This is a genomic window from Burkholderia sp. JKS000303 (genome assembly GCF_002563755.1).
In the GTDB taxonomy this organism is placed as follows: Bacteria; Pseudomonadota; Gammaproteobacteria; order Burkholderiales; family Burkholderiaceae; genus Burkholderia; species Burkholderia anthina_B.
Map to the genome: position 1 here is coordinate 3,777,108 of NZ_PDBZ01000001.1, position 26,070 is coordinate 3,803,177.

Consider the following 26,070-nt stretch of genomic DNA (forward strand, 5'->3'; position numbering starts at 1 on the left):
TCGGAAAGAGACCACCCATGACATGCACCATGAACCGCAGCATCGAAAACGATGCGGACACCACGATCGTGCGCGAGCTCGTGCAGCGGATCGGCGGCGCGGCAGCGCATGTGCTGAACGCATTCGCGTGCATCGCGCCGGCGCTCGCGTCGAACCCGGTACAGGTCGCCATGTGCGAAGCGGGCCGGCACGATGCCGGCGTGGCATGAGGAACCGGCGATGAGCGCTACCCAGAGCGATTCCCGTTTCCACCGGCTGACCGTTGCCGACGTGATTGCCGAAAGCGACGACGCGTGCTCGTTCGTGTTCGATGTGCCTGCCGCGTTGCGCGACGCGTTCGCGTACCGGCCCGGCCAGTTCCTGACGCTGAACGTGCCGTGCGCGGAGGCAACCGTCGCGCGCTGTTACTCGCTGTCGAGCGCGCCGGGTATTGATGCCGCGCCGAAGATCACCGTCAAGCGCGTGCGCGACGGCCGGGTGTCGAACTGGCTGTGCGACCGCATCCGTGCGGGCGATGTGCTCGACGTGCTGCCGCCGGCGGGCGTTTTCACGCCGCGCACGCTCGACGGCGACCTGCTGCTGTTCGCGGGTGGCAGTGGCATCACGCCGGTGCTGTCGATCCTGAAATCGGCGCTCGTGCACGGGCGCGGGATGCTGACGCTGATCTATGCGAACCGCGACGAGCGCTCGGTGATCTTCCGCGACGAGCTGCAGCAGCTCGCACATCGCCATCCGGGCCGGCTGCGCGTGATCCATTGGCTCGACAGCGTGCAAGGCGTGCCGCAGCAGCGGCATCTCGAAGAACTTGCACGGCCGTTCAGTCAGCAGGAGACGTTCATCTGCGGGCCCGCGCTGTTCATGGAGAACGCGCTTGCCGCGATGCTCGGCCTCGGGCTGCCGCGGGCACGCGTGCATGTCGAGCGCTTCGCGTCGCTGCCCGATGCGCCGGCGCAGGCCGATGCAGCGGCGTCGACCGCGACGGCCGCCGAGGCCGCCGACGGCGCGGCGATCGAGACGGTGCTCGACGGCGACGCGTTCACGTTCGACAGCGCGCCCGGAGAAACGCTGCTCGACGCGATGTTGCGCGCCGGCGTGCCCGCGCCGAATTCCTGCCGGATGGGGCAGTGCGGCGCGTGCATGTGCCGGATCGAGCGCGGCGAGGTGGCGCTCGACAGCAACCACGTGCTCGACGACGACGAGATCGCGGCCGGCTGGACGCTTGCCTGCTGCGCACGGCCCGCGAGCGATGCGCTGCGCGTGGTGTTCCCCGATTGAGCCGCGGCGCGCCGACGGCGCGCCCGGCAACCCTGTTGCGACCTATGACGATGGACAACGAAATCCTGACGACGCCCGCGCTGATCGCGCGGGCTGCCGCGCGCCACGGCGCGCATCCCGCGATCGAATCGGCACACGGCCGGCTCACCTATGCGGAGCTCGATGCCGCCCGCCTCGAAGCGGCGCGCGCGCTGCTCGCGAGCGGCATTGATACCGGCGACCGGGTCGCGGTGTGGGCGCCGAACCTGCCGCAGTGGATCGTCGCGGCGCTGGCGATCCATACCGTCGGCGCGATCCTCGTGCCGGTCAATACGCGGATGAAGGGCATGGAGGTGGGCGGCATCCTGCACGACGGCGGCGCACGGCTGCTGTTCTGCTGCGGCACGTTTCTCGGCGAATCCTATCCGGAGATGCTTGTGCCGCACCGGCCCGCGACGCTCGAGCGCGTCGTCGTGTTCGACGGCGAGCCGCCGTCCGGCGCGTATGACGAAACCTGGAACGCATTCCTCGCGCGCGGCGCGGCGGTGTCGATCGCCGCGGTGCGCGAGCGCGAGGCGCAGGTGATGCCCGACACCGTGATGGACCTGATGTTCACGTCCGGCACCACCGGCCGCCCGAAAGGCGTGATGACCGCGCACGGGCAGAACCTGCGCGCGGCACAGGCGTGGGCGAAGATCGCCGGCGTGCGCCAGGACGACCGCTACCTGATCGTCAATCCGTTCTTCCATACGTTCGGCTACAAGGCCGGCTGGCTCGCCGCGCTGTCGAGCGGCGCGACCGTGCTGCCGCATCTGGTGTTCGAGCCGGCCGACGTGTTGCGGCGCGTCGCCGACGAGCGCGTGTCCGTGCTGCCCGGGCCGCCGACGCTGTACTACGCGCTGCTCGATGCGCCCGATCGTGCGACGCGCGACCTGTCGTCGCTGCGCATCGCGGTGACCGGCGCGGCCGCGATCGCGCCGAGCCTGATCGAGCGGATGCGCGCGGAGCTTGGCTTCGAGACGGTGCTGACCGGCTACGGGCTCACCGAATCGTGCGGCTTCGCGACGCTGTGCCGTCACGGCGACGATGCGCAGACGGTTGCCTATACGTCGGGCCGGCCGATGCCCGACGTCGAGCTGCGCATCGCGGGGCCCGGCGGCGTCGCGCTCGCGCCGGACGAGACCGGCGAGATCTGGGTGCGCGGCTACAACGTGATGCGCGGCTACTTCAACCAGCCCGATGCGACGCGCGAAACCGTCGACGCGGACGGCTGGCTGCACACCGGCGACCTCGGCTGCGTGGACGCGCACGGCAACCTGAAGATCACCGACCGGATCAAGGACATGTTCATCGTCGGCGGCTTCAACTGCTATCCGGCCGAGATCGAGCGGTTGCTTGCCGCGCATCCGGCGATCGCGCAGGTCGCGCTGGTCGGCGTGCCCGACACGCGGCTCGGCGAGGTCGGCCATGCGTACGTCGTGCTGCGTCCCGGCGCGCATGCCGATGCGGAGCAACTGAACGACTGGGCGCGCCGCAACATGGCGAACTACAAGGTGCCGCGGCACTTCACGTTCGTCGATCAACTGCCGACGAGCGCGGCTGGGAAAGTGCTGAAGTACCGGCTGCGTGCGACCACCGAAGCGGCGGCCTGAACGGCGCCGCGACACATCAACGGGAGAAGCGCATGAACGACAACGGATTTCCGCAGGGCGCGGTGCTCGTGTTCGGCGGCAGCGGCGGGATCGGGCAGGGCGTCGCGCTCGAGTTCGCGCGCGCCGGCGTGCCGGTCGCGCTCGGTTATCGCAGCAAGGGCGACGTCGCCGAGCGCGTCGCGCACGACATTCGGGGTGAAGGCGTCGCGGTCAGCATGCATCGCGCGGACGTGACCGATCCCGCGCAAGTCGAGGCGGCGCTTGCCGCTGCGATCGACGTGCACCGACGTGTGCACACGATCGTGTGGGCGGCCGGCCCGTTCGTGAACCAGCGCCACATCGGCGACATGACGCACGACGACTGGCGCCGTGCGATCGAGGTCGAGACGGTCGGCTTCTTCAATGCGGCGAAGGCGGCGCTGCCGCATCTGCGCGCGTCGGGCGGCGGGTCGTTCGTCACGCTCGGCTCGGCCGGCCATCTGCGCTGGCCCGATCGCGACGGGCTGTCGGTCGCGCCGAAGGCCGCGAACGAGGCGCTCGTGAGAGGGCTCGCGCGCGAGGAGGGCCGTTACGAGATTCGCGCGAATTCGATCCTGGTCGGCGTGATCGAGGCCGGGATGTTTCCGGTGCTGCTGGAACAGGGGCAGTTCGACCAGACGTGGATCGACGAGACGCAGAAGATGCTCGCGCTCAAGCGCTGGGGGAAGGCGCACGACATCGGGCGCGCGGCGGTGTTTCTCGCGTCGGACCGCGCGAATTACGTCACCGGGCAGCAGTTGAATGTCTCCGGCGGCTACGGGTTATAGCCGGCTGATCAGGGGCTCGATCAGAGGTTGACATCATGACGTCGTGACGTCATGATGTCTTCCATGAACTCCGATTTCGGCAATGCGCCGCTTTATACGCAGGTCGAGGCCGCACTGGCCTCGGAAATCTCGGCCGGCACGCTGGCGCCGGGCAGCCAGCTTCCGCCCGAGGAGCGGTTGATCGAGCGGTTCGGCTTCAGCCGCACGACCGTGCGCAAGGCGATCGAAAACCTCGTCGCGCGCGGTCTCGTCGAAATCCGGCGCGGCAAGGGCACGTTCGTCGCCGAGCCGAAGATCACGCAGGAGTTGACCGAGCTGACCGGCTTCGTCGAGGACATGCACGCGCTCGGCCGCACGCCGAGCGCGCGGCTCGTCGACAGGCACATCGTCGAAGCCGATGCCGCCGTCGCGCGGCAGCTCGCGTTGCCGCCCGGCACCGAGGTGATGCGGATCCGGCGCGTGCGCCTGGCCGACGGCGTCGCCGTCTCGTTCGACGAAACCTACCTGCCGCGCGAGCTCGGCGAGAAGATCGTCGCGCACGATCTGGAGGCCGAGCCGATTTTCTCGTTGCTCGAGGAGCGCTACGACGTGCCGCTCGTCGACGCCGAATACCGGCTCGAAGCCGTCGCCGCACCGGCGGACGTTGCGCACGCGTTGTCGATCGCGCCTGGCAGTCCCGTCTTCCTGATCGAGCGGACATCGCATACGCATGCGCACCGGCCGGTCGACTTCGAGAAGCTTTATTACCGCGGCGACCTCATCCGTTTCGTCACGCGGCTGAGCCGCCGCGCGGGCGAGCGGTCGTAACGGGCGCGCCGTCATGCAAGCGTGGTGGTTGTTCGTTGCCGCGTTCGGCGCCAGTGCGCTCGGCGGCGTGCTCGGGATGGCGAGCGGCATCTTCGTCGTGCCGTTGCTCACGCTGCTGTTCGGCGTCGACATCCAGACCGCGATCGGCGCGAGCATCGTGTCGGTGATCGCGTGCTCGTGCAGCGGCGCCGCGTCGTTCCTGTCGGGGCGGCTGATCAACGTCCGGCTCGCGGTCGTGCTCGAAACCGCGACGACGCTCGGCGCGCTCACCGGCGTGCTGCTGATCGGCCGTGTGCCGGCTTCGTTCCTGTATGCGTTGTTCGCGATCATTCTCGTGGTGTCCGCGAAGCAGATGCTGGCGCGTCGGCACGATGCGGTCGTCGACGGGCCGCCTGACGCCGCGAGCTGGGCCAGCACGTTGCGCCTGCATGCGAGCTTTCCCGATCCGGTGTCCGGCCGCGATATCGGCTACCAGGTCGGACGCGTGCCGTTCGGCATGGCGCTGATGTACGGCGCGGGGCTGGTTTCCGCGCTGCTCGGGATCGGCTCCGGCGTGCTGAAGATTCCCGCGATGGACACGGCGCTGCGGCTGCCGATCAAGGTGTCGTCGGCCACGTCGAATTTCATGATCGGCGTGACGGCCGCCGCGAGCGCGGGCGCCTATTTCACGCGCGGCGACATTGATATCCGTCTTGCCGGGCCGATTGCGCTCGGTTCGGTGATCGGCGCGATCGTCGGTGCGCGGATGCTGATCCGTTTGCCGGCCGACAAGCTGCGCGTCTTTTTCGTCGTCGTGCTGTTGCTGCTCGCGGTCGAGATGTTCCTGAGCGCGCTCGGTGTTCATGTATCGGGCGGTGCGGCATGACGCGCATGGTCAATGACGTCGAGCGTCGCGACCGGGCCGTTGCGATGCTGCTCCGGTATGGCACGGTGTGCGCGTGCGTGCTGATTGCGACCGGGATGCTGCTCGGTGCGGGGTGGCCGGTTGCGAATGCAGGCGTGCTCGGCCGGGACGGTTATGCGCTGGCGAAGGCCGGCGTCGCGTTGTTCATCCTGCTGCCGGTGATGCGCGTTGCGTTGTTGACGGGGATTTTCCTGCGCGAGCGCGACTGGATTTATGCGGTGCTGTCGATGCTCGTGCTGGCGATCATCGCGGCCGGGGTGGTGGTTGGGGTGCGGGGGTGAGTGGCCCCGGCGCGAGGAATCAAATCGTCGGCCCGCATTGCCGCGCCGGTCTGCCTGGAATCGACGCGGCGATCTGCGACAGCTTTCCCGCATTTGATCGAGCTACGGTGAAGCGCGTCGGGCAGACACTCCTCGTGGCGGGCTTGCAGCGCTCGCGCGAGCGGGCGCTGCAACCGGTGCATCAGTTGTCTTGCGCGCTGACATCCCCGGTTTCTGCGATCTTCGTCAGTACGCGTTTCTGGTATGCATACCATGACACCAGGCATGCCTTGTCTCGACAATTCTTCTCACGGAAATTCCATTGCTTGCGGGTTCGATCTGCAAATGCTGCTTTGTCGACGACAGCGTTTTTCGCTTGTTGATACGTCGAGGCAAGATCCCGGTCGTCGGCCGCCAGATCCGGATCGTGGCAAATCAGGAATTCCGGAATGGACTTCGCTTTGCCGCAGTCGAAGCTCGTTTGTTGTAGCGGCGAAGCGGCCACATCGCTCGCGGGCTGGTTTGCAACCGGTTCTGCACCCGGCAAGCTTGCCTGTGTCGTGGCCGGGGTGACTACCGCCGGCGATTGATTCAACGTGGCGATGTGTTGCCCATAGGGTGTCAACTGCCCCGACATCGCGTCTTCGATCATTGCGCCGATCAAGGAGTTGGGAACGACCCGAACGGTTTCTGTTTTCAGCACAGAGTCGCCAGCCATCGTTTGCGACTTCGCGAAGTTGCACGGGGCCTCGCACGTGATCCGATTCGATATGTTCGGATTGTCCTCATCGACCAGAAGCAAAATATAACTGCCGTCCCTAAGACCAACGTAGCGCATCATGACAAGCGCTTTGGTGGCTTTCCCTGCGCGTACATCATCTTCGCTGAGCGCCGGCTCGTATCCATACGTACCGTCCTGGCTCATTGCGTAGTTGTGTGACGGAGGCGGCGGGGTAGGCGCCGGCGGCGGGAGTGATGCGGCGGTATCGCTTGCAGTAGTCGGACTTGCCGGCGACGGTTGCGCGCTGCTGTTGGACTGTTTCGAGTCGCAGCCGGCTATCACAGCTGCGGTCACTAAAAGAAGTGCGATGCGCTTCACGATATCCCCGCGAGTCGATTGGTCTTATTCACTCGTTCTCGATGGTCTACCCGGATCTCAAACGCTAGCTGTTTCGACTGCGATTGAGCGGCAAACCAGCCTGTTTTCGGAATCAGCTTTATCTCGGCCGAGGCGTTGTATCTACTTGGCTCCGCATGCATACGCTCAGGTAAGGCGCAAAAACCAGCGTGCCGCAACTGTGCTCGCTCCACGGAGATGATCGCCGATGAACTGCCGCTTGCGAGCATACGCCGTCTCAAGTGCATCGTGTACTCGGGATCACTCCGGTTGGCGTCGAGATCTGATGACGGCTTGCCCTCAGTATTCCCCCTGATCCGCCCGGAGCAATCGCACATCCCGCTCGCACGCGACCCGGCGCAACGTCACGTCGATGAAACCTTTCTCCCGATGCATGCCATCTCGCTCGCCCGCACCCCGCCGCGACGCAGGCACGCTTGCGACCTCGCATGCTTGCCTGGCGTGCTTTGCGGCGTCTGTTGCGGGATGTCCCCAATCACGTGCGCGGCTACGAAGCGCCGAAAAAACGATGCGTGCCTGAAACATTTCCTCCAATGCGATTACGCATAAGAACAGACGTTAGACGCAGAGGTCTGCCCCGCATGGGTTTGCGCCGCATGGCACAGGCATTGCGGTGAGGTCGGTGCCGCTCGTACCACCCGCGACTGGCCAGAAGAACGTATCGCGGGAGCGGCGCGCAACGACATCGAAACTACGGGGATCGGATCGGGCCGCGGGTTGACGCCCGTCGTGTCGGACGTGTGATGCGTCGTATCGGCGACACGAAGGGCAGTGCGTGTTTGATCCGTCAAACAGCAAGCTTGCTTGCGAGGTGTCGTGCCGGGGAACGCGTCACGCGTGGCGGTCGGGGACCGCACGCGGCGGGGCGACGCGCCCGGCGCGAGTCGGGAGACGCTCGTGAAAATGACAGTGAACCAATGGGCAGCGCTGGGGGTATTGTTCGCGGCCAGCGCACACGCGCAGGAAATCTACCTGCAGGGCGGTACGCAAGGGGTTGGGGTCGGCGCGGCCGTGAGCTTCAATTCGATACTGGGGGCACACGCGGATTTCAATGCGATCAACCTGTCGCGTGATTTTTCGGTGGCCGGCAATCGCTATCAGGACGACCTCAAGCTGCGGCAAGGCGGACTGTACGCGGATATCTTCCCGTGGCGCGGCAGCGGCTTTCGGGCGACGCTCGGATTGCGCTTCAACAACGACGAAATCACTGGCGTATCGGTGCCGACCAACGGCACTTACGTGTTCGCCGGCAAGACGTATCCGGCACTCCCGGGCATGTACGCCGTCGCGCAGGCGCGCTATCCGGACGTGATGCCGTACTTCGGAGTCGGCTACGGGCACCGGCCGGCATCGAAAGGGTTGGGGTTCGTCGCCGACCTGGGCGTCGCATACGGGATCCCGCGATGTTCGTACACGCTGTCGCCGGCGCTTGCTGCCGCGGCCGGCCCGCAGAAGAGCCAGATCCTGGTCGCCAGCGGTCTCGACGACCTGAACCAGATGATGTCGCGCTACCGCTGGTATCCGGTGCTGCAGATCGGGATCTCGTACCGGTTCTGAACCGCGCGTGCTGTTACAGCGTAGCCGTGCGACGGTCAGCCGCGGGCTCGGCCGTCGGACGTGCTGCGCGGGTGGGGTTGCGCTTCGCGATGAACGGATGCTCGATGTAGCGGTAGGTCAGCAGCGAGCAGAGGACGGCGATCAGCGCGCACGCCAGCGCAAGCGCCAGCGCAAGCGCAAGCGCAAGCGCCCAGATGCTCGCGTCGTTGGCGGATTCGATCTGGAATACGAACTTGTTGAACGCGTGAACGATCATGTAGACGATCGCCATGTGGAGCATGTAGATGCTGAAACTGGCGGTGCCGAGCAGCGCGAGCGGGCGGGTCTTGAGCACGCCGTAGAACGTGTTTCCGCACGCGACGCACAGGAACACCGGCAGCAGCGGCAGCGCGCCCTCGATCGAATAGCGCTCGGCCGGGTACGGGGACACGGCGAGAATCAGCAGCGCGACGGTGGCCGCCGATTTCGTGCCGAGCGGCGCGCGGATCGCGGGGTGCCGTGCGACCTCGTAGGCCACTGCGCCGAGCGCGAACAGCAGTGCCATGCTGCCCGGCTTGCCGAACAGTGCGGCACAGGCCGTGACGATCGCGAGCGCGAGCAGCTTGCGCCACGCGCGCGTGGCGACGAACCAGGCCAGAAACGGCACGGCGACGTAGAACCGCCATTCGTACGCGAGCGTCCACCAGACGCCGCTCACATAGCTGGTTTGGTTCGCGCCGTTGATCGGGAACGGTGCCGAACCAGCCGAGCGAAACGGCTTTGAGCAGGTCGGCCAGCAACTGCATGGGCGCGCCGACGACGTTGCCGGGAATCCAGTACAGCGAGCAGGCGACGATGACGGCTGCGTAAAACAGGTAGAGCGGCGCGACTCGCCGCACACGCCCGACGAAGAAGGTCCGCACATCGAGCGCGCCCCTGCATGCACGGTCCCAGAACAGGAAGCCGGTGACCATGGAGAACATCGCGACGGGGATCGTCCCGAGATTGGACAGGAAGCCGGGGACGGCCCCCCAATTGCCGGTCGACAGCAAATCCTGGTTGCACGCGAAGTGGTGGAACACGACGGAGGTGGCCAGGATGCCGCGGAAGCCGTCCAGGTTGTGGTAGCGCATCGACAGCGACTTGTCGACGGCAGACCGGTAGAACGGCACCTGCCGTGCGACGAGCCACGCGATGATCGCGACGGCCGCGACGCATGCGGGAAAGTAGAGTTTGTCAGGGGGCGGGGAGAACAGGTTGTCCAGAGAACGGGTAATCGGGTCCACTGAAGGGCGTCTCGTGTCTTGGATCGCTTGGATCGGGATTTCAGGCACGGATGGTCCGCGTCGATACAAGGTCTCGGTGCGCTTCGCGCGGCGTTCGATCGCCGGTCTTGTGTTCCGATGGTATCAAACGGTCGCCACAGCTGCGAACCGATGTGCAACATGATGTTTCAGCGAGAAAAGCGTCACCTATACTTCACCGGAACAAGACCACGGGGTGGCGGATGGAGACGACGCATGGATCGGGCGATCGTGCAGTCGACGCGCGACGCGTCGGCACGTATGCGACCGCGGCGCTGGCGCTGCAGATCATTGCCGTCGTCGTGTGGGTCTTCCGCTATTACCGGCTGCACGACCGATCCGCTCCGATGGTCGGATCGGACTTCGCGGTTTTCTGGGCCGCAGCGCGCGTCGCGCTCGAACACGGCCCGACGGCGATCTTCTCGCCGCAATGGATTCAGCCGATCGAGGCAGCGCTGCGGCCGTCCGGCGAGTTCGCACCGTGGCCGTATCCGCCGACCTTCCTGCTCGTCGTGATCCCGTTCGGTCTTGTATCGTTCGCGCGCGCGATCGTGGCGTTCGGCGTGCTGTCGATCGCCTGCTACGCGGCCGTCGTCGTGAGGCTGGCGCGTCCGCTCGACGCGCAGCGGCAGTTGGCTATCGCCGCGTTCCCGGGCCTGATCGGTGCTGTCCTCACGATGCAGAACGCGTTCCTGACCGTCGCGGCGGCCGGCGCGGCGCTGCTGCTGCTCCGTTCGCGGCCGATCGCGGCAGGCGCGTGCATTGCGTTGCTGATGATGAAGCCGCAATACGGCGTGCTGTTCCCGCTCGCGCTGATCTGCGGCCGGCACTGGAAAGCACTGGTGTCGGCGGGCATGTTCAGCGTCGCGTTCGTCGCCGCTTCCGTGGCGGCATTCGGGGCGGATGCGTGGCGCGCGTTCATCTCGTTCCTGCCGACCTTCAATCGCGGCGTGGTCGAATATGGCGAGACGTTCTGGCGTGGCATGCCGTCGCTGTTCGCGATGGTGCGGGCTGCGGGGGCGCCGCTTCCGCTTGCATATGGCGTGCACGCGAGCGTTGCCGTGATGGCGGTTGCAGCCTTCGCGTACGTCTGGATTCGCGGCGCGCGCTTCGAACTGCGCGCGGCGGCGCTCGCCGCGGCGACGTTGCTCGTGCAGCCGTACTACATGTACTACGACCTGTTGTGGCTGGTGTTGCCGGTCATCTTCCTGCTGCTCGACTGCCGGAACATCCGGCCGGACCGGCTCGACATCGCCGTCATCGCACTCGCGTGGATCGCGCCGGCACAGGCGTTCATCGCGGTGATCACCGGCACGATGTGGCCGGTTTCATCCGTGATTCTGGTCGCGGTGCTGGCGGTGATCGTGCGGCGGACGGCGGATTCGATGCCCGCCGGCGCGATGCGTGCCGCGGCAAGCCGTTGATTTCCTGGAGCCGGTAGCGGGCGGGCCTCGATGAGCCGAACCGGGGCGGCTCTCCGCGTCGGGCGTTGCGCGTGTGTCTCTGCCGCCTGCCACCTGCCAGTGAATAGCCATTCGGCTGTCTTTTTTACCGCGTCGATCCCGCTTACCTTGTGTCACAGCAGTTCGACGCGTCGGGCCGGTGGCGGAGGGCGGGTAGATTCATGCCGCCCGCTGCCGCCGGCCAACGCCGACCACCGTCTTCCTTCCGGTCGCGACGATGATAGCAATGCTTGCAATTCACCGTCAGCACGCTATCATTGATAGCAATCTGGATGGAGGGACCCATGGCAAATCTTCTGGTGCGTAACGTGGATGACAGTATCGTTCAGAGCCTGCGCGAGCAGGCTGCGGCCAACGGCAGAAGCGCCGAGGCCGAACATCGGGCCATTCTGGCCGATGCGCTCGGCCGGCCGAAGCGACGGACATTCGCGCAGGTGCTGATGAGCATGCCGGACGTCGGCGAAGACGCGGATTTCCAACGTGTTCAGGATTCCGGCGAGGTCAGGCGTGTTTTTGATTGATACGAACGTCATCAGCGAGATCAGAAAGGGCAAGCGAACCAACCGCGGCGTGCGCGCATTCTTCAGGCAGGCCGAGGCCGACGCGAGCCCGCTTTACCTGTCGGTCGTCACGGTGGCGGAACTTCGGCGCGGCGTCGATCTGATTCGTCACCGCGGCGATCACCAGCAGGCGTCGGCGCTCGAGGCCTGGATGGCGATGATCCTGTCCGGCTATGCGTCGAGCATCCTGCCGGTCGATATCGAGACCAGTCAGATGTGGGGCCATCTGCGCGTGCCCGACCCGACCCACGAACTCGACAAACTGATCGCGGCCACCGCGCTGATCAACGATCTCACGGTCGTCACGCGCAATGTCGACGATTTCTCCCGCACCGGCGTCCGGCTGCTGAACCCGTTCGACTGATCCGGGTTGCCGCAGCGCGGCAAGCTCCCGCCGTTTTCCGCCTTCCTCGTCGCGCATAGCCCGTTCTGCCGGGTTTTTGCGCGCGCCGGCGCCGCGCCGATTCCCCTCCGCCTCTCGTCCCAACAGACGATGTGACGCCATCCCCGAGCGGCCAGAATCCTTACACGAACAACGGATTCTGAACCTGGAGGAGGCCGACATGATCGATGTCCGTGCACTCGGCTACGTCGTCGTCGAGGCGACCCGCGTCGATGCGTGGCGCCGCTACGCTGAAGACGTGCTGGGCATGCAGGCGCTCGACGCGCCCGACGGCGCGCTGTACCTGAAGATGGACGAGCGCGATTTTCGCTACTTGATCGTCCCCGGCGCGACCGACCGCTATTTTGCGTCGGGCTGGGAATTGCCCGACGGCGCCGCGTTCGACGCCGCGCTGGCTGCGTTGCAGCAGGCGGGCGTCGAAGCGGTGCGCGCCACGCGCGACGAAGCCGCGCTGCGCCGCGTGCAGGCGATGGCGTGGTGTACCGACCCGTCGGGCAACCGGCACGAGCTGTACTGGGGCGCGCGCTGCGACTTCCGACGCTTCGTGTCGCCGCTGGGCGTCGCGCGTTTCGTCACCGGCGACATGGGGCTCGGCCACGCCGTGCTGCCCGCGCCGCAGTTCGACGCGACCGACGCCTTCGTGCGCGGCGTGCTGGGCTTCGAGCTGTCCGACATCTACCGCGTGAAGTTCACGCCCGATCCCGCCGAACCCGAAAAGCGCATCCACTTCATGCACTGCCGCAACGCGCGCCATCACAGCCTCGCGCTGTTCGAGATGGCCGTGCCGTCGGGCTGCGTGCATGTGATGACCGAAGTCGACTCGATGGACGAAGTCGGTCGCGCGCTCGACCGGGTCGCCGCACACGACGTGAAGCTGTCGGCGACGCTCGGCCGGCACTGCAACGACCAGATGATCTCGTTCTACATGAAGACCCCCGGCGGCTTCGATCTCGAATACGGCTTCGGCGGCCTCACGGTCGACTGGTCGAAGCACGCCGTGTTCGAGGCCACCCAGGTGAGCCAGTGGGGCCACGACTTCAGCATCGGATACCGGTAAGCCAGCACGATGACGATGAAACCTCTCGACAAGACGATGTCCGCGCGCGACGTGGTCGCGCAACTCGCCGACGGCATGACGATCGGCATCGGCGGATGGGGGCCGCGGCGCAAGCCGATGGCATTGGTGCGCGAGATCGCACGCTCGAACCTGAAGGACCTGACGATCGTCGCGTACGGCGGCGCCGACATCGGTCTGCTGTGCGCTGCGGCCAAGGTGCGCAAGGCGGTGTTCGGCTTCGTGTCGCTCGACGTGATCCCGCTCGAACCGCATTTCCGCCGGGCTCGCGAACAGGGCCGCGTCGACGTGCTGGAACTCGACGAAGGGATGCTGCAGCTCGGCCTGCGCGCGGCCGCCGCACGCCTGCCGTTCCTGCCGACGCGCGCCGGGCTCGGCACCGCGCTGCTCGATCACGCGCCGCAGTTGCGCACGGTGCAATCGCCGTATGACGACGGCGAGACGCTGCTCGCGATGCCGGCGATCGAACTCGACGTCGCGCTGCTGCACGCGAACGCGGCCGACCGGATGGGCAACACGCGCATCGACGGCCCTGATCCGTTCTTCGACGCGTGGATGGCACGCGCGGCGAAGCGCTGCTACGTGTCCGCGGAAACGGTCGACGCGTCGCTCGCGAGCGACGACCTCGACGCCGCGCGCCGCAACCCGTTCGAGCGCTCGCTCGTCACGGGTGTGGTGCATGCGCCGGGCGGCGCCCATCCGACCTCGTGCGGGCCGGCTTACGGCTGGGACCTGCCGCACCTGCGCGCGTACTGCGCCAGCGCGGAAGACGATGCGAAGACGGCGGCGTACCTGCGCGACGTGGTCGGCCAGGACGAACGTCAGTACCTCGAAGGCGTCGGCGGGCTGTCGCACGTGACGACGCTGCCGTTGCCGATTCTGTAAAGGAGCGCCTGTGAGCGAATCTCTCGACCATTCCCTCGCGGAACTGATGATCGTCGCGTCCGCGCGACTCTGGCGCGACGACGGCGAAGTGCTGGCGACCGGCATCGGCACGGGCCCGCGGCTCGCGGCCGGCCTCGCGCGGCTCGCGTACAACAACGGGCTGATGCTGACCGACGGCGAAGCGTATCTCGTGGAGGAGCCGATCCCGCTTGGGTCCCGCCCTGACGGCTATCGCGTGAAGGCGAGCGGCTGGATGACCTACGAGCGTGTGTTCGACTGCCTGTGGCACGGCCGCCGCCATGCGCTGGTGATGCCGACGCAGATCGACCGCTTCGGCCAGGCGAACATCTCGTGGCTCGGCGACGACTACGCCCGCCCGAAGACGCAATTGCTCGGTGCACGCGGCTTTCCCGGCAACTCGACGAACCACGCGAACTCGTTCTTCGTCAGCGGTCATGGCAAGCGCACGTTCGTCGCGGGCGAAGTCGACATGGTGTGCACGGTGGGCTACAACCCGGCGCGCCGGCTGCCGGGGATGAAGACCTTCGTCGACCTGCGCAGCATCGTCACCGACCTGTGCGTGATGGATTTCGGCGGGCCGGACCACGCGATCCGCGTGCGCTCGCTGCATCCGGGCGTGAGCTTCGACGAGGTGCAGGACGCGACCGGCTTCCCGCTGCTCGCGCATCCGGAACTCGGCACGACGGCCGCGCCGAGTGCGGAAGACCTGCGCATCGTGCGCTCGCTCGACCCTCACAACCTGCGCGCGACGATCGTGCGCAACAATCCGGCGCCGCGCCGCGGATGAGGTCCGATATGGAAGCGACCCAGATGACGTTCGGCGACGGTGTCGTCGACTACGCGGTCGAGGACGGCATCGCGACGATCACGATGAACCGTCCCGAGTATCACAACGCGCAGAACTCGAAGATGACGTATGCGCTCGACGCGGCGTTCCGGCGCGCGGCGCACGACGACGCGGTGAAGGCGATCGTGCTCGCGGGCGCCGGCAAGCATTTCTCGGCGGGCCACGACATCGGCACGCCGGGCCGCGATATCCACGAGTCGTTCGACCGCGCGTCGCTGTGGTACGACCACGTCGACAAGGAAGGCGGCGAATTCCTCTATGCACGCGAGCAGGAGGTCTATCTCGGGATGTGCCGGCGCTGGCGCGATCTGCCGAAGCCGACCATCGCGATGGTGCATGGCGCGTGCATCGCGGGCGGGTTGATGCTCGCGTGGGTGTGCGACCTGATCGTCGCGTCGGAGGATGCGTTCTTCGCGGATCCGGTCGTGCGGATGGGGATTCCGGGCGTCGAGTATTTCGCGCATGCGTACGAGCTGAACCCGCGCATCGCGAAGGAATTCCTGTTCCTCGGCGAACGGATGCCGGCCGAGCGCGCGTACCAGATGGGGATGGTCAACCGTGTGGTGCCGCGCGAACGGCTGCGCGACGCGACCTACGCGATCGCCGCGAAGATCGCGACGATGCCGCGCCTCGGCCTCACGCTGACCAAGCAGGCGCTGAACCACGTCGAGGAGCTGCAGGGCAAGCGCGCGGCGATGGATGCGGCGTTCGCCTGGCATCACTTCGCGCATGCGCACAACGAACTGGTGAGCGGCGACCGCCTCGGCGGATATGACGCCCGCAAGATGGCCAGCTCGCAGCGCAAGACGGGTGACGAGGATCAGGGCGAAGCCGCGCCGGCCGCCGTCAACGGAGCCGCAGCATGAGCACGACGCTTCACGGTCCGCTGCATACGCCGCTGTGCGACCTGCTCGGCTGCCGCTACCCGATCGTGCAGACCGCGATGGGCTGGGTGGCCGACGCGCGGCTCGTCGCGGCGACCGCGAACGCGGGCGGCTTCGGCTTCCTCGCGGGCGCGACGCTCGAACCCGAGCAGGTCGAGGCCGAGATCCTGAAGGTGAAGTCGCTGACGGACCAGCCGTTCGGCATCAATTTCCACATGTTCCAGAAGAACGCCGCGCAGGTGGTCGATCTCGCGATCAAGCACCGGCTGCGCGCGGTCAGCTACGGCCGCGGGCCGGACGCGAAGACGATCCGCCGCTTCAAGGACGCGGGCATCGTCTGCATGCCGACCGTCGGCGCGCCGAAGCACGCGGCGAAGGCGGTCGAGCTCGGCGCGGACATCGTGACGGTGCAGGGCGCGGAAGGCGGCGGCCATACGGGCTCGGTGCCGACCACGCTGCTGCTGCCGAAGGTACTCGACGCGGTGCAGGTGCCGGTGGTCGCGGCGGGCGGCTTCTTCGACGGGCGCGGGCTGGCTGCTGCGCTGGCCTACGGCGCGGCCGGCATCGCGATGGGTACGCGGTTCCTGATGAGCGCCGAGTCGCCGGTGCCGCGCGCGACGCTCGAGCAGTACGTCGCGGTCGGCGACCCGGCACGCATCCGCGTGTCGGACGCGCTCGACGGGCTGCCGCAACGGATGATCGACAACCCGTATCTGCTGAAGCTCGAGCGCTTCGGCCCGCTGCGTCGCACGTGGTTCGCGCTGAAGACGGCCGAAGCGTGGCGCCGCCAGAACGGGCTGAGCACGACGGACATGCTCGGCCTCGCGATCAAGGCGCTGCGCTCGCACGACTACACGGCGAGCCAGACGCTGATGGCCGCGAACGCGCCGTTCCTGATCCAGCGCGCGATCGTCGAGGGGCGTCCGGACGAAGGCGTGCTGCCGAGCGGCCAGGCGGCCGCGATGATCGGTGCGATCGAATCGTGCGACGCGCTGATCGCGCGGATCGTCGCGGAAGCCGGCGAGCGGCTCGATGCGCTGGCCGCATTGCGCGGCACGGCAGCGGCGCAGGCTGCGTAAAAAACATCACAGGGAGGCTTTGGATATGACTGCATCCAATCAACCGGGCGGCGCGATGCCGTTCCGGATCGAGCGCGCCGACGGCATCGCCGAACTGGTGATCGCCCAACCGCCCGTGAACGCGCTCGACGCGCAGGGCTGGCATGCACTCGCGCGTGTGCTCGACGCGCTCGGCGCCGATGACGACGTGCGCGTGATCGTCGTGCGCGGAGAAGGCCGCGGTTTCTGCGCGGGCGTGGACATCAAGGAACTGGCCGCGCATCCGGAGCGGATCGTGTCGGTCAACGCCGGCAACTACGAGACGTTCCGCGCGGTGCACCGCAACCCGAAGCCGGTGATCGCGGCCGTGCACGGATTCGTGCTCGGCGGCGGGATCGGCATCTGCGGCGCGGCGGACATCGTGGTCGCGGCCGATTGCGCACGCTTCGGCGTGCCCGAGATCGATCGCGGCGCGATGGGCGGCGGCGCACACCTGCAGCGGCTGTTCGGCGTACAGAAGGTGCGCGCGATGTACTTCACCGGCGAGATGATCGACGCGGCCGAAGCGTACCGGCTCGGCGCGGTCGAGCAGGTCGTCGCGCGCGATGCGCTGCGCGACGCGGCGCTCGCGATCGCCCGCAAGATCGCGGCGAAAAGCCCGGCGATGGTGCGGCTCGCGAAGGAGGCGCTCAACGGCGTCGAGGACGGCGATCTCGAGGACAAGTACCGCTGGGAGCAGGGCTTCACGCTGCAGGCGTACATGACGAACGACTCGACGGAAGCGCGTGCCGCGTTCGTCGAGAAGCGCGACGCGCAGTTCGACGCGCAGGCCGAGGAGGCACGCGCATGAAACTCGCCTATACGCCGCAACAACAGGCGTTCCGCGCGGAAATCCGCGAATGGCTCGCCGCGCACGTGCCGCGCGAGCGGCTGCCGAGCTTCGACACCGAGGAAGGCTTCGCCGCGCACCGCGAATGGGAGCGCACGCTGCACTCGGGCCGCTGGAGCATGGTCACGTGGCCGCGCGAGCTGGGCGGGCGCGGCTGCGACCTGATCGAGTGGCTGATCTTCGAGGAAGAGTACTGGCGCGCGGACGCGCCGATGCGCGTGAACCAGAACGGCATCTTCCTGCTCGGGCCGACGCTGATGGATTTCGGCACCGATGCGCAGAAGGCGCGCTTCCTGCCCGCGATGGCGGCGGGCGAGCATGTGTGGGCGCAGGGCTGGTCAGAGCCGAACGCGGGCTCGGACATGGCCGCGATCCGCACCACCGCGATCCGCATCGGCGACGAATACGTGCTCAACGGCCAGAAGATCTGGTCGACCCGCGCGGTATGGGCCGACTGGCTGTTCGGGCTGTTCCGCAGCGATCCCGAATCGTCGCGTCACCACGGGCTCACGTTCCTGATGGTGCCGCTGTCGACGCCGGGCATCACGGTGCGGCCGATCCGCCAGTTGAACGGGCAGACGGGTTTCGCGGAAATCTTCTTCGACGACGTGCGCGTGCCGGTCGAGAACCGCCTCGCGGCCGAAGGCGCGGGCTGGCAGGTCGCGATGGCGACGGCCGGCTTCGAGCGCGGGCTGATGCTGCGTTCGCCCGCGCGCTTCCAGCGCACCGCGCAGGCGCTGCGCGACCTGTATCTCGCGCACCGCGACAGCGCGGATCGCGACCCGACGCTGCGCGAACGCGTGGTGTCCGCATGGATGGACGCACAGGCGTACGCGCTGTCGACCTACGCGACCGCGAGCCGGCTGCTCAAGGGCGGCCATATCGGCGCGGAGTCGAGCACCAACAAGGTGTTCTGGTCGGAGCTCGATTTGCGGATGCACCAGACCGCGCTCGACATCCTCGGCGCGCACGGCGAGGTCGTCCCGCAGACGGCCGCGCAGCACGCCACGCTCGGCCACTGGCTCGACGGTTTCCTGTTCGCGCAGGCTGGCCCGATCTACGCGGGCACCAACGAGATCCAGCGCAACATCGTCGCCGAACGGATGCTCGGCATGCCGCGCGCGTAAGCGCGCCGGCGACACTCACTGAACGGACATCGTATGGATTTCGTATTCGATGAAGACCAGGAAGCGCTCGCGGACAGCGTGAAGCGCCTGCTGATGACCGAGATGACCCCGGAGCTGATCCGCGAGCTGTGGGCCACGCCGACAGGCCGCTCCGACGCGCTGTGGTCGCTGTTCGCGTCGCAGGGGCTGACCGCCGTGTCGGTGCCCGAAGCGCACGGCGGCCTCGGCCTGACCGAAGTCGAATGGGCGCTGCTCGCGCAGACCTACGGCTACTTCGGCAGCCCCGAGCCGCTGCTCGATACGGCGCTCGTGTCGGCCGGCGTGCTCGCGCGGTTGCCCGCGAGCGACTGGCGCGACGCGCTGCTGCGCGACATCGCCGAAGGGCGCGCGCGCGTCGCGCTCGTGCATCCGGTGAACCCGTATGCGGCCGACGTGCACGTCGCGCAAGCGCTGCTGTGCGAGCACCGCGGCGAGCTGCACCGGGTCGATCCCGCGCAGTGCGCATGGCGTGCGGTCGACAGCGTCGACCCGTCGCGGCGCCTGTTCACGCTCGACTGGGAACCGTCGGCAAGCACCCGCATCGCGGGTGCCGATGAAGCCGCGCCGCTGCTCGATCGCGCGCTCGACCACGGCGCGTTCGCGGTGGCCGCGCAGCTGCTCGGCCTCACGCAGCGCGTGCTCGACGTCGCGATCGACTACAGCGCGCAGCGCAAGCAGTTCGGCAAGGCGATCGGCTCGTACCAGGCGCTCAAGCACCTGCTCGCCGACGTCGCGATCCGCTACGAGTTCGCGCGTCCGGTGGTAGCACGCGCCGCGCAGGCGATCGCCGACGATCACCCGCAGCGTGCCGTGCTGGTGTCGCACGCGAAGCTCGCGGCGACCTCGGCCGCGCAACTGGCCGCGCGTCACACGATGCAGGTGCACGGCGCGATCGGCTACACGTGGGAGCTCGATCTGCAGATCTTCATGAAGCGGATCTGGGCGCTGTCCGGCAGCTGGGGCGACACCGCATTCCACAAGGCCCGCGTGACCGACGCGATCCTCGGCGACGCATTGCCGATCGGCCCCGCGCAGACCTTCGATTTCGAGGAAACCAACTGATGAAACAAGCCTATATCGTCGACGCGCTGCGCACGCCGACCGGCCGCCGCAAGGGCGGGCTCGCGCACGTGCATGCGGCGGACCTCGGCGGCTTCGTGCTGAAGACGCTCGTCGAACGCAACGCGATCCCGGCCGATGACTACGACGACGTGGTGTTCGGCTGCGTCGACACGATCGGCCCGCTCGCGGGCAACATCGCGCGCACCTGCTGGCTTGCCGCGGGGCTGCCGCTGCAGGTGCCGGGCGTGACGGTCGACCGCCAGTGCGGCTCGTCGCAGCAGGCGGTGCACTTCGCCGCGCAGGCCGTGATGAGCGGCGTGCAGGACGTCGTCGTCGCGGGCGGCGTGCAGACGATGACGCAGATCCCGATCTCGTCGGCGATGACCTGCGCGGCGCCGCTCGGCTTCACCGACCCGTTCTCGGGCAGCGTCGGCTGGCGCGCGCGCTTCGGCGATGCGTCGGTGTCGCAGTTCGTCGCCGCGCAGCGTATCGCCGATCACTGGAACCTGTCGCGCGACGCGATGGAGCGCTATGCGCTGGAGAGCCACCGCCGCGCGATCGCGGCGATCGAGGCCGGCCATTTCAAGCGGGAAATCGTGCCGCTCGAAGGCGTGTTCCACGACGAGACGCCGCGCCCCGACACGTCGCTGGAAAGGATGGCCACGCTGGAGCCGCTCGCACCGGGCGGCTCGCTGACGGCCGCCGTCGCGAGCCAGACCTGCGATGCGGCCGCCGCGCTCCTGATCGTGTCGGAAGACGCGCTCAAGCGCTACGGCCTCACGCCGCGCGCCCGGATCCATCACCTGAGCGTGCTCGGCGACGATCCGCTGTGGATGCTCACCGCGCCGATCCCGGCCACCAAGGCCGCGCTGAAGAAGAGCGGGCTCGACTGGTCGCAGATCGACGTCGTCGAGTTGAACGAGGCATTTGCGTCGGTCGCACAGGCGTGGCTCGCCGACACGCGCTTCCCGCATGAAAAGACCAACCCGAACGGCGGCGCGATTGCGCTCGGCCATCCGCTCGGCGCGACCGGCGCGCGGCTGATGACGACGCTGCTGCACGAGCTGGAGCGCACGGGCGGCCGCTACGGGCTGCAGACGATGTGCGAAGGCGGCGGTCTCGCGAACGTCACGATCATCGAGCGCCTGTGAGCGCGTCACCTTCACGATCCACGAGGCATGAGCATGGGAATCTGTAACGGACGCACCGTCATCATCACCGGCGCGGGCGGCGGGCTCGGGCGCGAATACGCGCTGGCGTTCGCGGCCGAAGGCGCGGCGGTCGTCGTCAACGACATCCGGCACGACGCCGCGCAAGCGGTCGTCGACGAGATCGCGCAACGCGGCGGCCGCGCGCTCGCGAGCGCGGACGACATCACGAAGCTCGACACCGCGCAGCGGATCGTCGATGCCGCACGCGAAGCATTCGGCGACGTGCACGTGCTCGTGAACAACGCCGGCATCTGCCGCGACAAGATGTTCACCAGCATGAACGAGGCCGACTGGGACGACGTGATGCGCGTGCACCTGCGCGGTCACTTTTGTCTGTCGAACGTGCTGGCGCGCGTGTGGCGCGACGCCGCGAAGGCCGGCAAGCCGGTCGACGCGCGCATCGTCAACACGAGTTCCGGCGCCGGGCTGCAAGGCTCGATCGGCCAGTCGAACTACGGCGCGGCGAAGGCCGGCATCGCCGCGCTCACGCTGATGCAGGCGGTCGAGCTGCAGCGCTACGGCGTGCGCGTGAACGCACTCGCGCCGGCCGCACGCACGTCGATGACCGAAGGCGTGTTCGCCGACATGATGAAGAAACCCTCGGACGGCGGCTTCGACTATTTCGATCCGGCCAACGTCGCGCCGCTCGTCGTGTGGCTCGGCAGCGCAGCGTCGGCCGACGTGACGGGCCAGGTGTTCGAGGTGGCGGGCGGGATGATCGCGGTCGCCGAAGGCTGGCGCACCGGCCCGAGCGTCGATCGCGGCGCGCGCTGGGCGCCGGCCGAGGTCGGCCCGGCGGTCACGCAGTTGCTCGCCGACGCGCGGCCCGCGCAGCGCGTGTACGGGAGCTGACAGATGGATCTGGCGCTCACCGACGAACAGGCGATGATCCGCGACGCGGCGGCCGACGTGCTCGCGGAACGCAGCGCGTCCGCCGACGTGCGCCGCGCAATCGAGCAATCGGCCGGTCGCGACGACGCGCTGTGGCGCGCACTGGCCGGCGAGCTCGGCTGGAATGCGCTGTCGCTGCCCGAAGCGGCGGGCGGGATGGGGCTCGGCGCGCTCGAACAGACGCTGCTGATGGAGCAGCTCGGCCGGCGCGTCGCGTGCGTGCCGTACTTTTCGACCGCGTGCCTGGCCGCGACCGCGCTGGCCGGCTGCGCCGATACGGCCGCTGTCACCGGCTGGCTCGCGAAGATTGCCGAAGGCGCATGCAGCGCGACGCTGGCATTGCCATTCGCGTTGCCGACCGATTCATGGCAGTTGCCGGTGGTCGCGGATGAAGCGGCGGGCGGTTACACGCTGTCCGGCACGATCGAACAGGTGATCGACGGCGCGCGCGCCGACCTGCTGCTGATTCCGGCACGGATTGCGAATGAAGGGCAGGCGATGGGGCTGTTTGCGATCGACGTTGCAAGCGCGGCCGGCCTGAGCGTCACGCCGCTCGACACGCTCGACGCGACGCGGCCGATCGCGCGCATCGTCCTCGACGAGGCCCGCGTGAGCCGCGATGCGCTGTTCGCGAGCGGGGCCGCTGCCGCGAAGTTGCTCGAACGCACCGCATGGTTCGCAGCGCTCGCGCTGGCTGCCGAACAACTCGGCGGCGCACAGCAATGCCTCGATTTGACGCTTGACTACACGGGCCAGCGCGTGCAGTTCGGCCGCGCGATCGCGTCGTTCCAGGCGGTCAAGCATCGCTGCGCACAGATGATGGTGCTGATCGAATCCGCGCGCTCGGCCGTGTTCGGCGCGGCGCATGCGTGGGACGCGGAAGCCGGCAGCGGCGTGCCCGGTGCGGCGCTGCGCGCCGACGTCGCGGCCGCGAAGGCCGCCGCCAACGACGCGTATGCATTCTGCGCACAGGAGGCGATCCAGCTGCACGGCGGCGTCGGCTTCACATGGGAATACGACCCGCATCTCTATTTCAAGCGCGCGCAGGCGTCGGGCGCGCAGTTCGGCAGCACGCCGCAACTGCTCGAATGGATCGCACGCCATGCGATCGACGGCGGCACGTCGCAGCATGACGCGGTGCTCGCATCGCCGTCGGCTGCGATCGCCACGCATCCGTCCGCCGCGCGCACCGGAGCCCTCCAATGAACAGCGAAACGCGCGAACAGCAATTGCGGCACGAAGTCGCCGACTGGGTGCAATCGCACCTGTCCGGCGAATTCGCGTGCCTGAAATATCGTGGCGGCCCCGGCGACGAGGAAGCCTTTCCCGAGCTGCGCAAGGCGTGGGAGCGGGAACTCGCCGAAGGCGGCTGGACCGGCCTCGGCTGGCCGACCGATGCGGGCGGCCGCGGCTTCACGGTCGCCGAGCAGGTGATCTTCCACGAGGAATACGCACGCGCCGGCGGCCCCGGCCGGATGGGGCATATCGGCGAAGGGCTGCTCGGGCCGACGCTCGTCGCGTGCGGCACCGACGACCAGCGGGCGCGCTTCCTGCCGGGGATTCTCGCGGGCACGCAGTTCTGGTGCCAGGGCTATTCGGAACCGGGCGCGGGCTCGGATCTCGCGAACGTGCGCACGCGCGCCGAACAGGACGCGGACGGCACGTGGCGCGTATACGGCCAGAAGGTATGGACGTCGCTCGCACACGACTCCGACTGGATCTTCGTGCTCGCGCGCACCGATCCTGCTTCGAAGGGCAACAAGGGGCTGTCGTTCCTGCTGATGCCGCTTGACCAGCCGGGCATCGAGATCCGCCCGATCAAGCAGCTCAACGGCGGCACCGAATTCAACGAAGTGTTCTTCGACGGTGCGCGTGCGGAAGCACGTGACCTCGTCGGCGCACCCGGCGACGGCTGGCGAATCGCGATGACGCTGCTCGGCTTCGAGCGCGGCATGTCGACGCTCGGCCAGCAGATGCAGTTCGTGCGCGAACTCGAATGGGTGATCGACGCCGCGCGCGAATCCGGCGCCGATCGCGACCCGGTGCTGCGCCAGCGGATCGGCCGTGCGTGGGCCGGGCTGCGCGTGATGCGCTACAACGCGCTGCGGATGCTGTCGGGCGCGGACGACGCGAACGGCGGCGCCACCGCACCGCTGCGCCGCGAGGCGCTGATCTACAAGTACTTCTGGTCGAACTGGCACCGCGACCTCGGCCAGCTTGCGATGGATGCGCTCGGGCCCCGCGCGAACGTGATCGACCCGGTCGACGAGAAGCTCGCCCATCTGCAGCGCGTATTCCTGTTCTCCCGTGCGGACACGATCTACGCCGGCACCAACGAAATCCAGCTGAACATCATGGCCGAGCGCGGGCTCGGCATGCCCAGAGAACCAAGGGGCTGTTCCAGCTAATAACGGGCTTGCGCTGGCCGCCAGAAGGGCCGAGCGCAAGGATTGCGGCGAAGCGAGTACTCGACGTATTCGCGAGGAGCATGACGCGGCGATCGGCCCTTCTGGCGGCCAGCCCCACAAAGGAATTTTTTTAATCACGGGAACGTGCCTTGCCGGCCGCTTTGCGGCGTCGCGCGTCGCTTGTTTGGCACGGCAAAACGGCGCTCCTTGCTTCTTGCAATGCAGCCGGCAAGGCACGTTCGCAAGCCCGTTATTAGCGGGAACAGCACCTAGAGGACAAGCATGACCGAACCCCAGATCCAGAAAGCGCCGGCCTACGTGCCGGGCCATCAGTTGCTCGCCGGCAAATCGGTGCTGATCACGGCCGCCGCCGGCGCCGGCATCGGCTTCGCGGCCGCGCGCCGTTGCGCGGAGGAAGGCTGCCGCGCGCTGTTCATCTCCGACATCCACGAGAAGCGTCTCGAACAAGCCGTGGAGACGCTGCGGGCCGAAACGGGGCTGCAGCAGATCTACGGCCGCCTGTGCAACGTCGCGGTGGAAGACGACGTGCAGGCGCTCGTCGCCGACGCGCAGGACAAGCTCGACGGCGTCGACGTATTGATCAACAACGCCGGGCTCGGCGGGGCGAAACGCATCATCGAAATGGACGATGCCGAATGGTCGCGGGTGATCGACATTAGCCTGACCGGGACGTTCCGGATGACGCGCGCGATGCTGCCGCACATGCAGGCCCGTGGCCGCGGCGCGATCGTCAACAACGCATCGGTGCTCGGCTGGCGCGCGCAGGCGGAACAGGCGCACTACGCGGCGGCGAAGGCGGGCGTGATGGCGCTCACGCGTTGCGCGGCGCTCGAAGCGTCGCCGTACGGGGTGCGCATCAACGCAGTCGCGCCGAGCATCGCGATGCACGATTTTCTGAAGAAGTCGGCTCCGGCCGACCTGCTGAATCAACTGGCGTCGCGCGAAGCCTTCGGGCGCGCCGCCGAAGTCTGGGAGGTCGCGAACGTGATGGTGTTCCTAGCAAGCGATTACGCGTCGTACATGACCGGCGAAGTGCTGTCGGTCAGCAGCCAGCACGCATGATGGATACGTCCCTCGACCCCGTGCGCGCGACGCCCCGCGTGTTCGCGCATCCCGGCGAACTCGCGGCGGCCGTCGGCGACACGCTCGGCGCGAGCGCGTGGCTCGCGATCGACCAGATCCGCATCGACGGCTTCGCCGACGCGACGGGCGATCACCAGTGGGTGCACGTCGACCCGGTGCGCGCGAAGGACGGCCCGTTCGGCGCATGCATCGCGCACGGCTACCTGACGCTGTCGCTCGTCAACTATTTCCTGCCGCAGATCGTGCGCATCGACGGCGCGCGGCTCGGCGTGAACTATGGCTGCGACAGGATCCGCTTCCCGGCGCCGGTGAAGGTCGGCGCACGCGTGCGCGGCGTCGGCGAGCTGCTGCGCGTCGAGCCGCTCGACGGCGGCGTGCAGGCGTGGGTCCGCGTGACCGTCGAGATCGAAGGCGAGGCCAAACCCGGCTGCGTCGCCGACACGATCAGCCGCTATTACTTCTAGATCCAGATTCAGAGAGCC

General features: G+C 67.9%; 26 protein-coding genes and 1 pseudogene. 25 read left to right on the forward strand and 2 right to left on the reverse strand.

The genetic code is table 11. The features are described 5' to 3' along the window. Positions 1 to 29 precede the first annotated feature (29 nt). From BX604_RS17850 to BX604_RS17880, 7 genes are all read left to right on the forward strand, one after another. Positions 30 to 209, forward strand: coding sequence for a hypothetical protein (locus BX604_RS17850; protein ID WP_098551952.1), 180 nt, complete (start codon positions 30 to 32; stop codon positions 207 to 209). A 10-nt stretch (positions 210 to 219) separates the two neighbouring features. Further along, entirely contained in the window at positions 220 to 1,275 is a 1,056-nt protein-coding gene (locus tag BX604_RS17855) for a ferredoxin--NADP reductase (protein ID WP_098552947.1), read from the forward strand. Positions 1,276 to 1,319: 44 nt separating this feature from the next. Continuing rightward, on the forward strand, positions 1,320 to 2,906 hold the full coding sequence (locus BX604_RS17860) for a FadD3 family acyl-CoA ligase (protein WP_098551953.1): 1,587 nt from the start codon (positions 1,320 to 1,322) through the stop codon (positions 2,904 to 2,906). 32 nt (positions 2,907 to 2,938) lie between these two features. Further along, entirely contained in the window at positions 2,939 to 3,712 is a 774-nt protein-coding gene (locus BX604_RS17865; RefSeq protein ID WP_098551954.1) for an SDR family NAD(P)-dependent oxidoreductase, read from the forward strand. A 63-nt stretch (positions 3,713 to 3,775) separates the two neighbouring features. Next, the gene (locus BX604_RS17870; RefSeq protein ID WP_098551955.1) at positions 3,776 to 4,519 is read left to right on the forward strand and encodes a GntR family transcriptional regulator; all 744 of its coding nucleotides are present in this window, start codon (positions 3,776 to 3,778) and stop codon (positions 4,517 to 4,519) included. A 13-nt stretch (positions 4,520 to 4,532) separates the two neighbouring features. Next, positions 4,533 to 5,384, forward strand: a complete 852-nt coding sequence (locus BX604_RS17875; protein ID WP_098551956.1) for a sulfite exporter TauE/SafE family protein — start codon at positions 4,533 to 4,535, stop codon at positions 5,382 to 5,384. Next, entirely contained in the window at positions 5,381 to 5,704 is a 324-nt protein-coding gene (locus BX604_RS17880; RefSeq protein WP_098551957.1) for a DUF1634 domain-containing protein, read from the forward strand. Before BX604_RS17875 ends, BX604_RS17880 begins: the two co-directional genes overlap by 4 nt. Before the next feature lie 181 nt (positions 5,705 to 5,885). Here the strand turns inward: BX604_RS17880 and BX604_RS17885 are convergent, their stop codons facing one another. Continuing rightward, entirely contained in the window at positions 5,886 to 6,608 is a 723-nt protein-coding gene (locus tag BX604_RS17885; protein ID WP_179894823.1) for a lysozyme inhibitor LprI family protein, read from the reverse strand. A 1,116-nt stretch (positions 6,609 to 7,724) separates the two neighbouring features. Here BX604_RS17885 and BX604_RS17890 point away from each other — a divergent pair. Continuing rightward, positions 7,725 to 8,378 carry a hypothetical protein gene (locus BX604_RS17890; RefSeq protein WP_098552948.1) on the forward strand — a complete coding sequence of 218 codons (654 nt, stop codon included), beginning with the start codon at positions 7,725 to 7,727 and terminating at the stop codon, positions 8,376 to 8,378. Positions 8,379 to 8,391: 13 nt separating this feature from the next. On the opposite strand, the pseudogene BX604_RS39900 reads toward BX604_RS17890, so the two are convergent. Next, positions 8,392 to 9,643: pseudogene (locus BX604_RS39900) on the reverse strand (acyltransferase family protein). Positions 9,644 to 9,795: 152 nt separating this feature from the next. On the opposite strand from BX604_RS39900, the gene BX604_RS17900 reads away from it, so the two are divergent. The 17 genes from BX604_RS17900 to BX604_RS17980 all read left to right on the forward strand — a co-directional run bounded on the left by BX604_RS17900 (position 9,796) and on the right by BX604_RS17980 (position 26,052). Then, positions 9,796 to 11,085 carry a glycosyltransferase family 87 protein gene (locus BX604_RS17900; RefSeq protein WP_257146352.1) on the forward strand — a complete coding sequence of 430 codons (1,290 nt, stop codon included), beginning with the start codon at positions 9,796 to 9,798 and terminating at the stop codon, positions 11,083 to 11,085. Positions 11,086 to 11,408: 323 nt separating this feature from the next. Further along, a complete protein-coding gene (locus BX604_RS17905; protein ID WP_014899176.1) occupies positions 11,409 to 11,645 on the forward strand; it encodes a FitA-like ribbon-helix-helix domain-containing protein in 237 nt (78 codons plus the stop codon). Next, positions 11,632 to 12,048: a type II toxin-antitoxin system VapC family toxin gene (locus tag BX604_RS17910; protein WP_257146353.1), complete on the forward strand. Its 417-nt coding sequence runs from the start codon at positions 11,632 to 11,634 to the stop codon at positions 12,046 to 12,048. The genes BX604_RS17905 and BX604_RS17910 overlap by 14 nt, the downstream gene beginning before the upstream one ends. A 199-nt stretch (positions 12,049 to 12,247) precedes the next feature. Beyond that, entirely contained in the window at positions 12,248 to 13,144 is an 897-nt protein-coding gene (locus BX604_RS17915; protein WP_098551961.1) for a VOC family protein, read from the forward strand. Positions 13,145 to 13,153: 9 nt separating this feature from the next. After that, positions 13,154 to 14,047 (forward strand): CoA transferase subunit A, encoded by an 894-nt coding sequence (locus BX604_RS17920; RefSeq protein ID WP_098551962.1) that lies wholly within the window; start codon positions 13,154 to 13,156, stop codon positions 14,045 to 14,047. A 10-nt stretch (positions 14,048 to 14,057) separates the two neighbouring features. Further along, entirely contained in the window at positions 14,058 to 14,855 is a 798-nt protein-coding gene (locus BX604_RS17925; protein ID WP_098551963.1) for a CoA-transferase subunit beta, read from the forward strand. Between the two features lie 8 nt (positions 14,856 to 14,863). Beyond that, positions 14,864 to 15,781 (forward strand): enoyl-CoA hydratase, encoded by a 918-nt coding sequence (locus tag BX604_RS17930; protein ID WP_098551964.1) that lies wholly within the window; start codon positions 14,864 to 14,866, stop codon positions 15,779 to 15,781. Continuing rightward, a complete protein-coding gene (locus tag BX604_RS17935) occupies positions 15,778 to 16,878 on the forward strand; it encodes an NAD(P)H-dependent flavin oxidoreductase (protein ID WP_098551965.1) in 1,101 nt (366 codons plus the stop codon). The genes BX604_RS17930 and BX604_RS17935 overlap by 4 nt, the downstream gene beginning before the upstream one ends. 25 nt (positions 16,879 to 16,903) lie before the next feature. After that, entirely contained in the window at positions 16,904 to 17,707 is an 804-nt protein-coding gene (locus tag BX604_RS17940; protein WP_098551966.1) for an enoyl-CoA hydratase family protein, read from the forward strand. Then, positions 17,704 to 18,873 (forward strand): acyl-CoA dehydrogenase family protein, encoded by a 1,170-nt coding sequence (locus BX604_RS17945; protein ID WP_098551967.1) that lies wholly within the window; start codon positions 17,704 to 17,706, stop codon positions 18,871 to 18,873. Before BX604_RS17940 ends, BX604_RS17945 begins: the two co-directional genes overlap by 4 nt. A gap of 33 nt (positions 18,874 to 18,906) precedes the next feature. Further along, a complete protein-coding gene (locus BX604_RS17950; RefSeq protein WP_098551968.1) occupies positions 18,907 to 19,974 on the forward strand; it encodes an acyl-CoA dehydrogenase family protein in 1,068 nt (355 codons plus the stop codon). Beyond that, on the forward strand, positions 19,974 to 21,125 hold the full coding sequence (locus tag BX604_RS17955) for an acetyl-CoA C-acetyltransferase (protein ID WP_098551969.1): 1,152 nt from the start codon (positions 19,974 to 19,976) through the stop codon (positions 21,123 to 21,125). Before BX604_RS17950 ends, BX604_RS17955 begins: the two co-directional genes overlap by 1 nt. Positions 21,126 to 21,158: 33 nt before the next feature. Then, entirely contained in the window at positions 21,159 to 22,037 is an 879-nt protein-coding gene (locus BX604_RS17960; RefSeq protein WP_098552949.1) for an SDR family oxidoreductase, read from the forward strand. A 3-nt stretch (positions 22,038 to 22,040) separates the two neighbouring features. Continuing rightward, complete coding sequence (locus BX604_RS17965; RefSeq protein WP_098551970.1) at positions 22,041 to 23,282, forward strand: acyl-CoA dehydrogenase family protein; 1,242 nt, start codon at positions 22,041 to 22,043, stop codon at positions 23,280 to 23,282. Then, positions 23,279 to 24,484 (forward strand): acyl-CoA dehydrogenase family protein, encoded by a 1,206-nt coding sequence (locus BX604_RS17970; protein ID WP_098551971.1) that lies wholly within the window; start codon positions 23,279 to 23,281, stop codon positions 24,482 to 24,484. The genes BX604_RS17965 and BX604_RS17970 overlap by 4 nt, the downstream gene beginning before the upstream one ends. A gap of 282 nt (positions 24,485 to 24,766) precedes the next feature. After that, positions 24,767 to 25,567 carry an SDR family oxidoreductase gene (locus BX604_RS17975; RefSeq protein WP_098551972.1) on the forward strand — a complete coding sequence of 267 codons (801 nt, stop codon included), beginning with the start codon at positions 24,767 to 24,769 and terminating at the stop codon, positions 25,565 to 25,567. Next, complete coding sequence (locus tag BX604_RS17980) at positions 25,567 to 26,052, forward strand: MaoC family dehydratase (protein ID WP_098551973.1); 486 nt, start codon at positions 25,567 to 25,569, stop codon at positions 26,050 to 26,052. Before BX604_RS17975 ends, BX604_RS17980 begins: the two co-directional genes overlap by 1 nt. Positions 26,053 to 26,070: the final 18 nt, after the last annotated feature.

Excerpts from the sequence above, each read along its gene's own strand:
- BX604_RS17850 (WP_098551952.1), top strand. The coding sequence starts at position 30 with ATGAACCGCAGCATCGAAAACGATGCGGACACCACGATCGTGCGCGAG.
- BX604_RS17855 (WP_098552947.1), top strand. The coding sequence starts at position 220 with ATGAGCGCTACCCAGAGCGATTCCCGTTTCCACCGGCTGACCGTTGCC.
- BX604_RS17860 (WP_098551953.1), top strand. The coding sequence starts at position 1,320 with ATGACGATGGACAACGAAATCCTGACGACGCCCGCGCTGATCGCGCGG.
- BX604_RS17865 (WP_098551954.1), top strand. The coding sequence starts at position 2,939 with ATGAACGACAACGGATTTCCGCAGGGCGCGGTGCTCGTGTTCGGCGGC.
- BX604_RS17870 (WP_098551955.1), top strand. The coding sequence starts at position 3,776 with ATGAACTCCGATTTCGGCAATGCGCCGCTTTATACGCAGGTCGAGGCC.
- BX604_RS17875 (WP_098551956.1), top strand. The coding sequence starts at position 4,533 with ATGCAAGCGTGGTGGTTGTTCGTTGCCGCGTTCGGCGCCAGTGCGCTC.
- BX604_RS17880 (WP_098551957.1), top strand. The coding sequence starts at position 5,381 with ATGACGCGCATGGTCAATGACGTCGAGCGTCGCGACCGGGCCGTTGCG.
- BX604_RS17885 (WP_179894823.1), bottom strand. The coding sequence starts at position 6,608 with ATGAGCCAGGACGGTACGTATGGATACGAGCCGGCGCTCAGCGAAGAT.
- BX604_RS17890 (WP_098552948.1), top strand. The coding sequence starts at position 7,725 with ATGACAGTGAACCAATGGGCAGCGCTGGGGGTATTGTTCGCGGCCAGC.
- BX604_RS17905 (WP_014899176.1), top strand. The coding sequence starts at position 11,409 with ATGGCAAATCTTCTGGTGCGTAACGTGGATGACAGTATCGTTCAGAGC.
- BX604_RS17915 (WP_098551961.1), top strand. The coding sequence starts at position 12,248 with ATGATCGATGTCCGTGCACTCGGCTACGTCGTCGTCGAGGCGACCCGC.
- BX604_RS17920 (WP_098551962.1), top strand. The coding sequence starts at position 13,154 with ATGACGATGAAACCTCTCGACAAGACGATGTCCGCGCGCGACGTGGTC.
- BX604_RS17930 (WP_098551964.1), top strand. The coding sequence starts at position 14,864 with ATGGAAGCGACCCAGATGACGTTCGGCGACGGTGTCGTCGACTACGCG.
- BX604_RS17935 (WP_098551965.1), top strand. The coding sequence starts at position 15,778 with ATGAGCACGACGCTTCACGGTCCGCTGCATACGCCGCTGTGCGACCTG.
- BX604_RS17940 (WP_098551966.1), top strand. The coding sequence starts at position 16,904 with ATGACTGCATCCAATCAACCGGGCGGCGCGATGCCGTTCCGGATCGAG.
- BX604_RS17945 (WP_098551967.1), top strand. The coding sequence starts at position 17,704 with ATGAAACTCGCCTATACGCCGCAACAACAGGCGTTCCGCGCGGAAATC.
- BX604_RS17950 (WP_098551968.1), top strand. The coding sequence starts at position 18,907 with ATGGATTTCGTATTCGATGAAGACCAGGAAGCGCTCGCGGACAGCGTG.
- BX604_RS17955 (WP_098551969.1), top strand. The coding sequence starts at position 19,974 with ATGAAACAAGCCTATATCGTCGACGCGCTGCGCACGCCGACCGGCCGC.
- BX604_RS17960 (WP_098552949.1), top strand. The coding sequence starts at position 21,159 with ATGGGAATCTGTAACGGACGCACCGTCATCATCACCGGCGCGGGCGGC.
- BX604_RS17965 (WP_098551970.1), top strand. The coding sequence starts at position 22,041 with ATGGATCTGGCGCTCACCGACGAACAGGCGATGATCCGCGACGCGGCG.
- BX604_RS17970 (WP_098551971.1), top strand. The coding sequence starts at position 23,279 with ATGAACAGCGAAACGCGCGAACAGCAATTGCGGCACGAAGTCGCCGAC.
- BX604_RS17975 (WP_098551972.1), top strand. The coding sequence starts at position 24,767 with ATGACCGAACCCCAGATCCAGAAAGCGCCGGCCTACGTGCCGGGCCAT.
- BX604_RS17980 (WP_098551973.1), top strand. The coding sequence starts at position 25,567 with ATGGATACGTCCCTCGACCCCGTGCGCGCGACGCCCCGCGTGTTCGCG.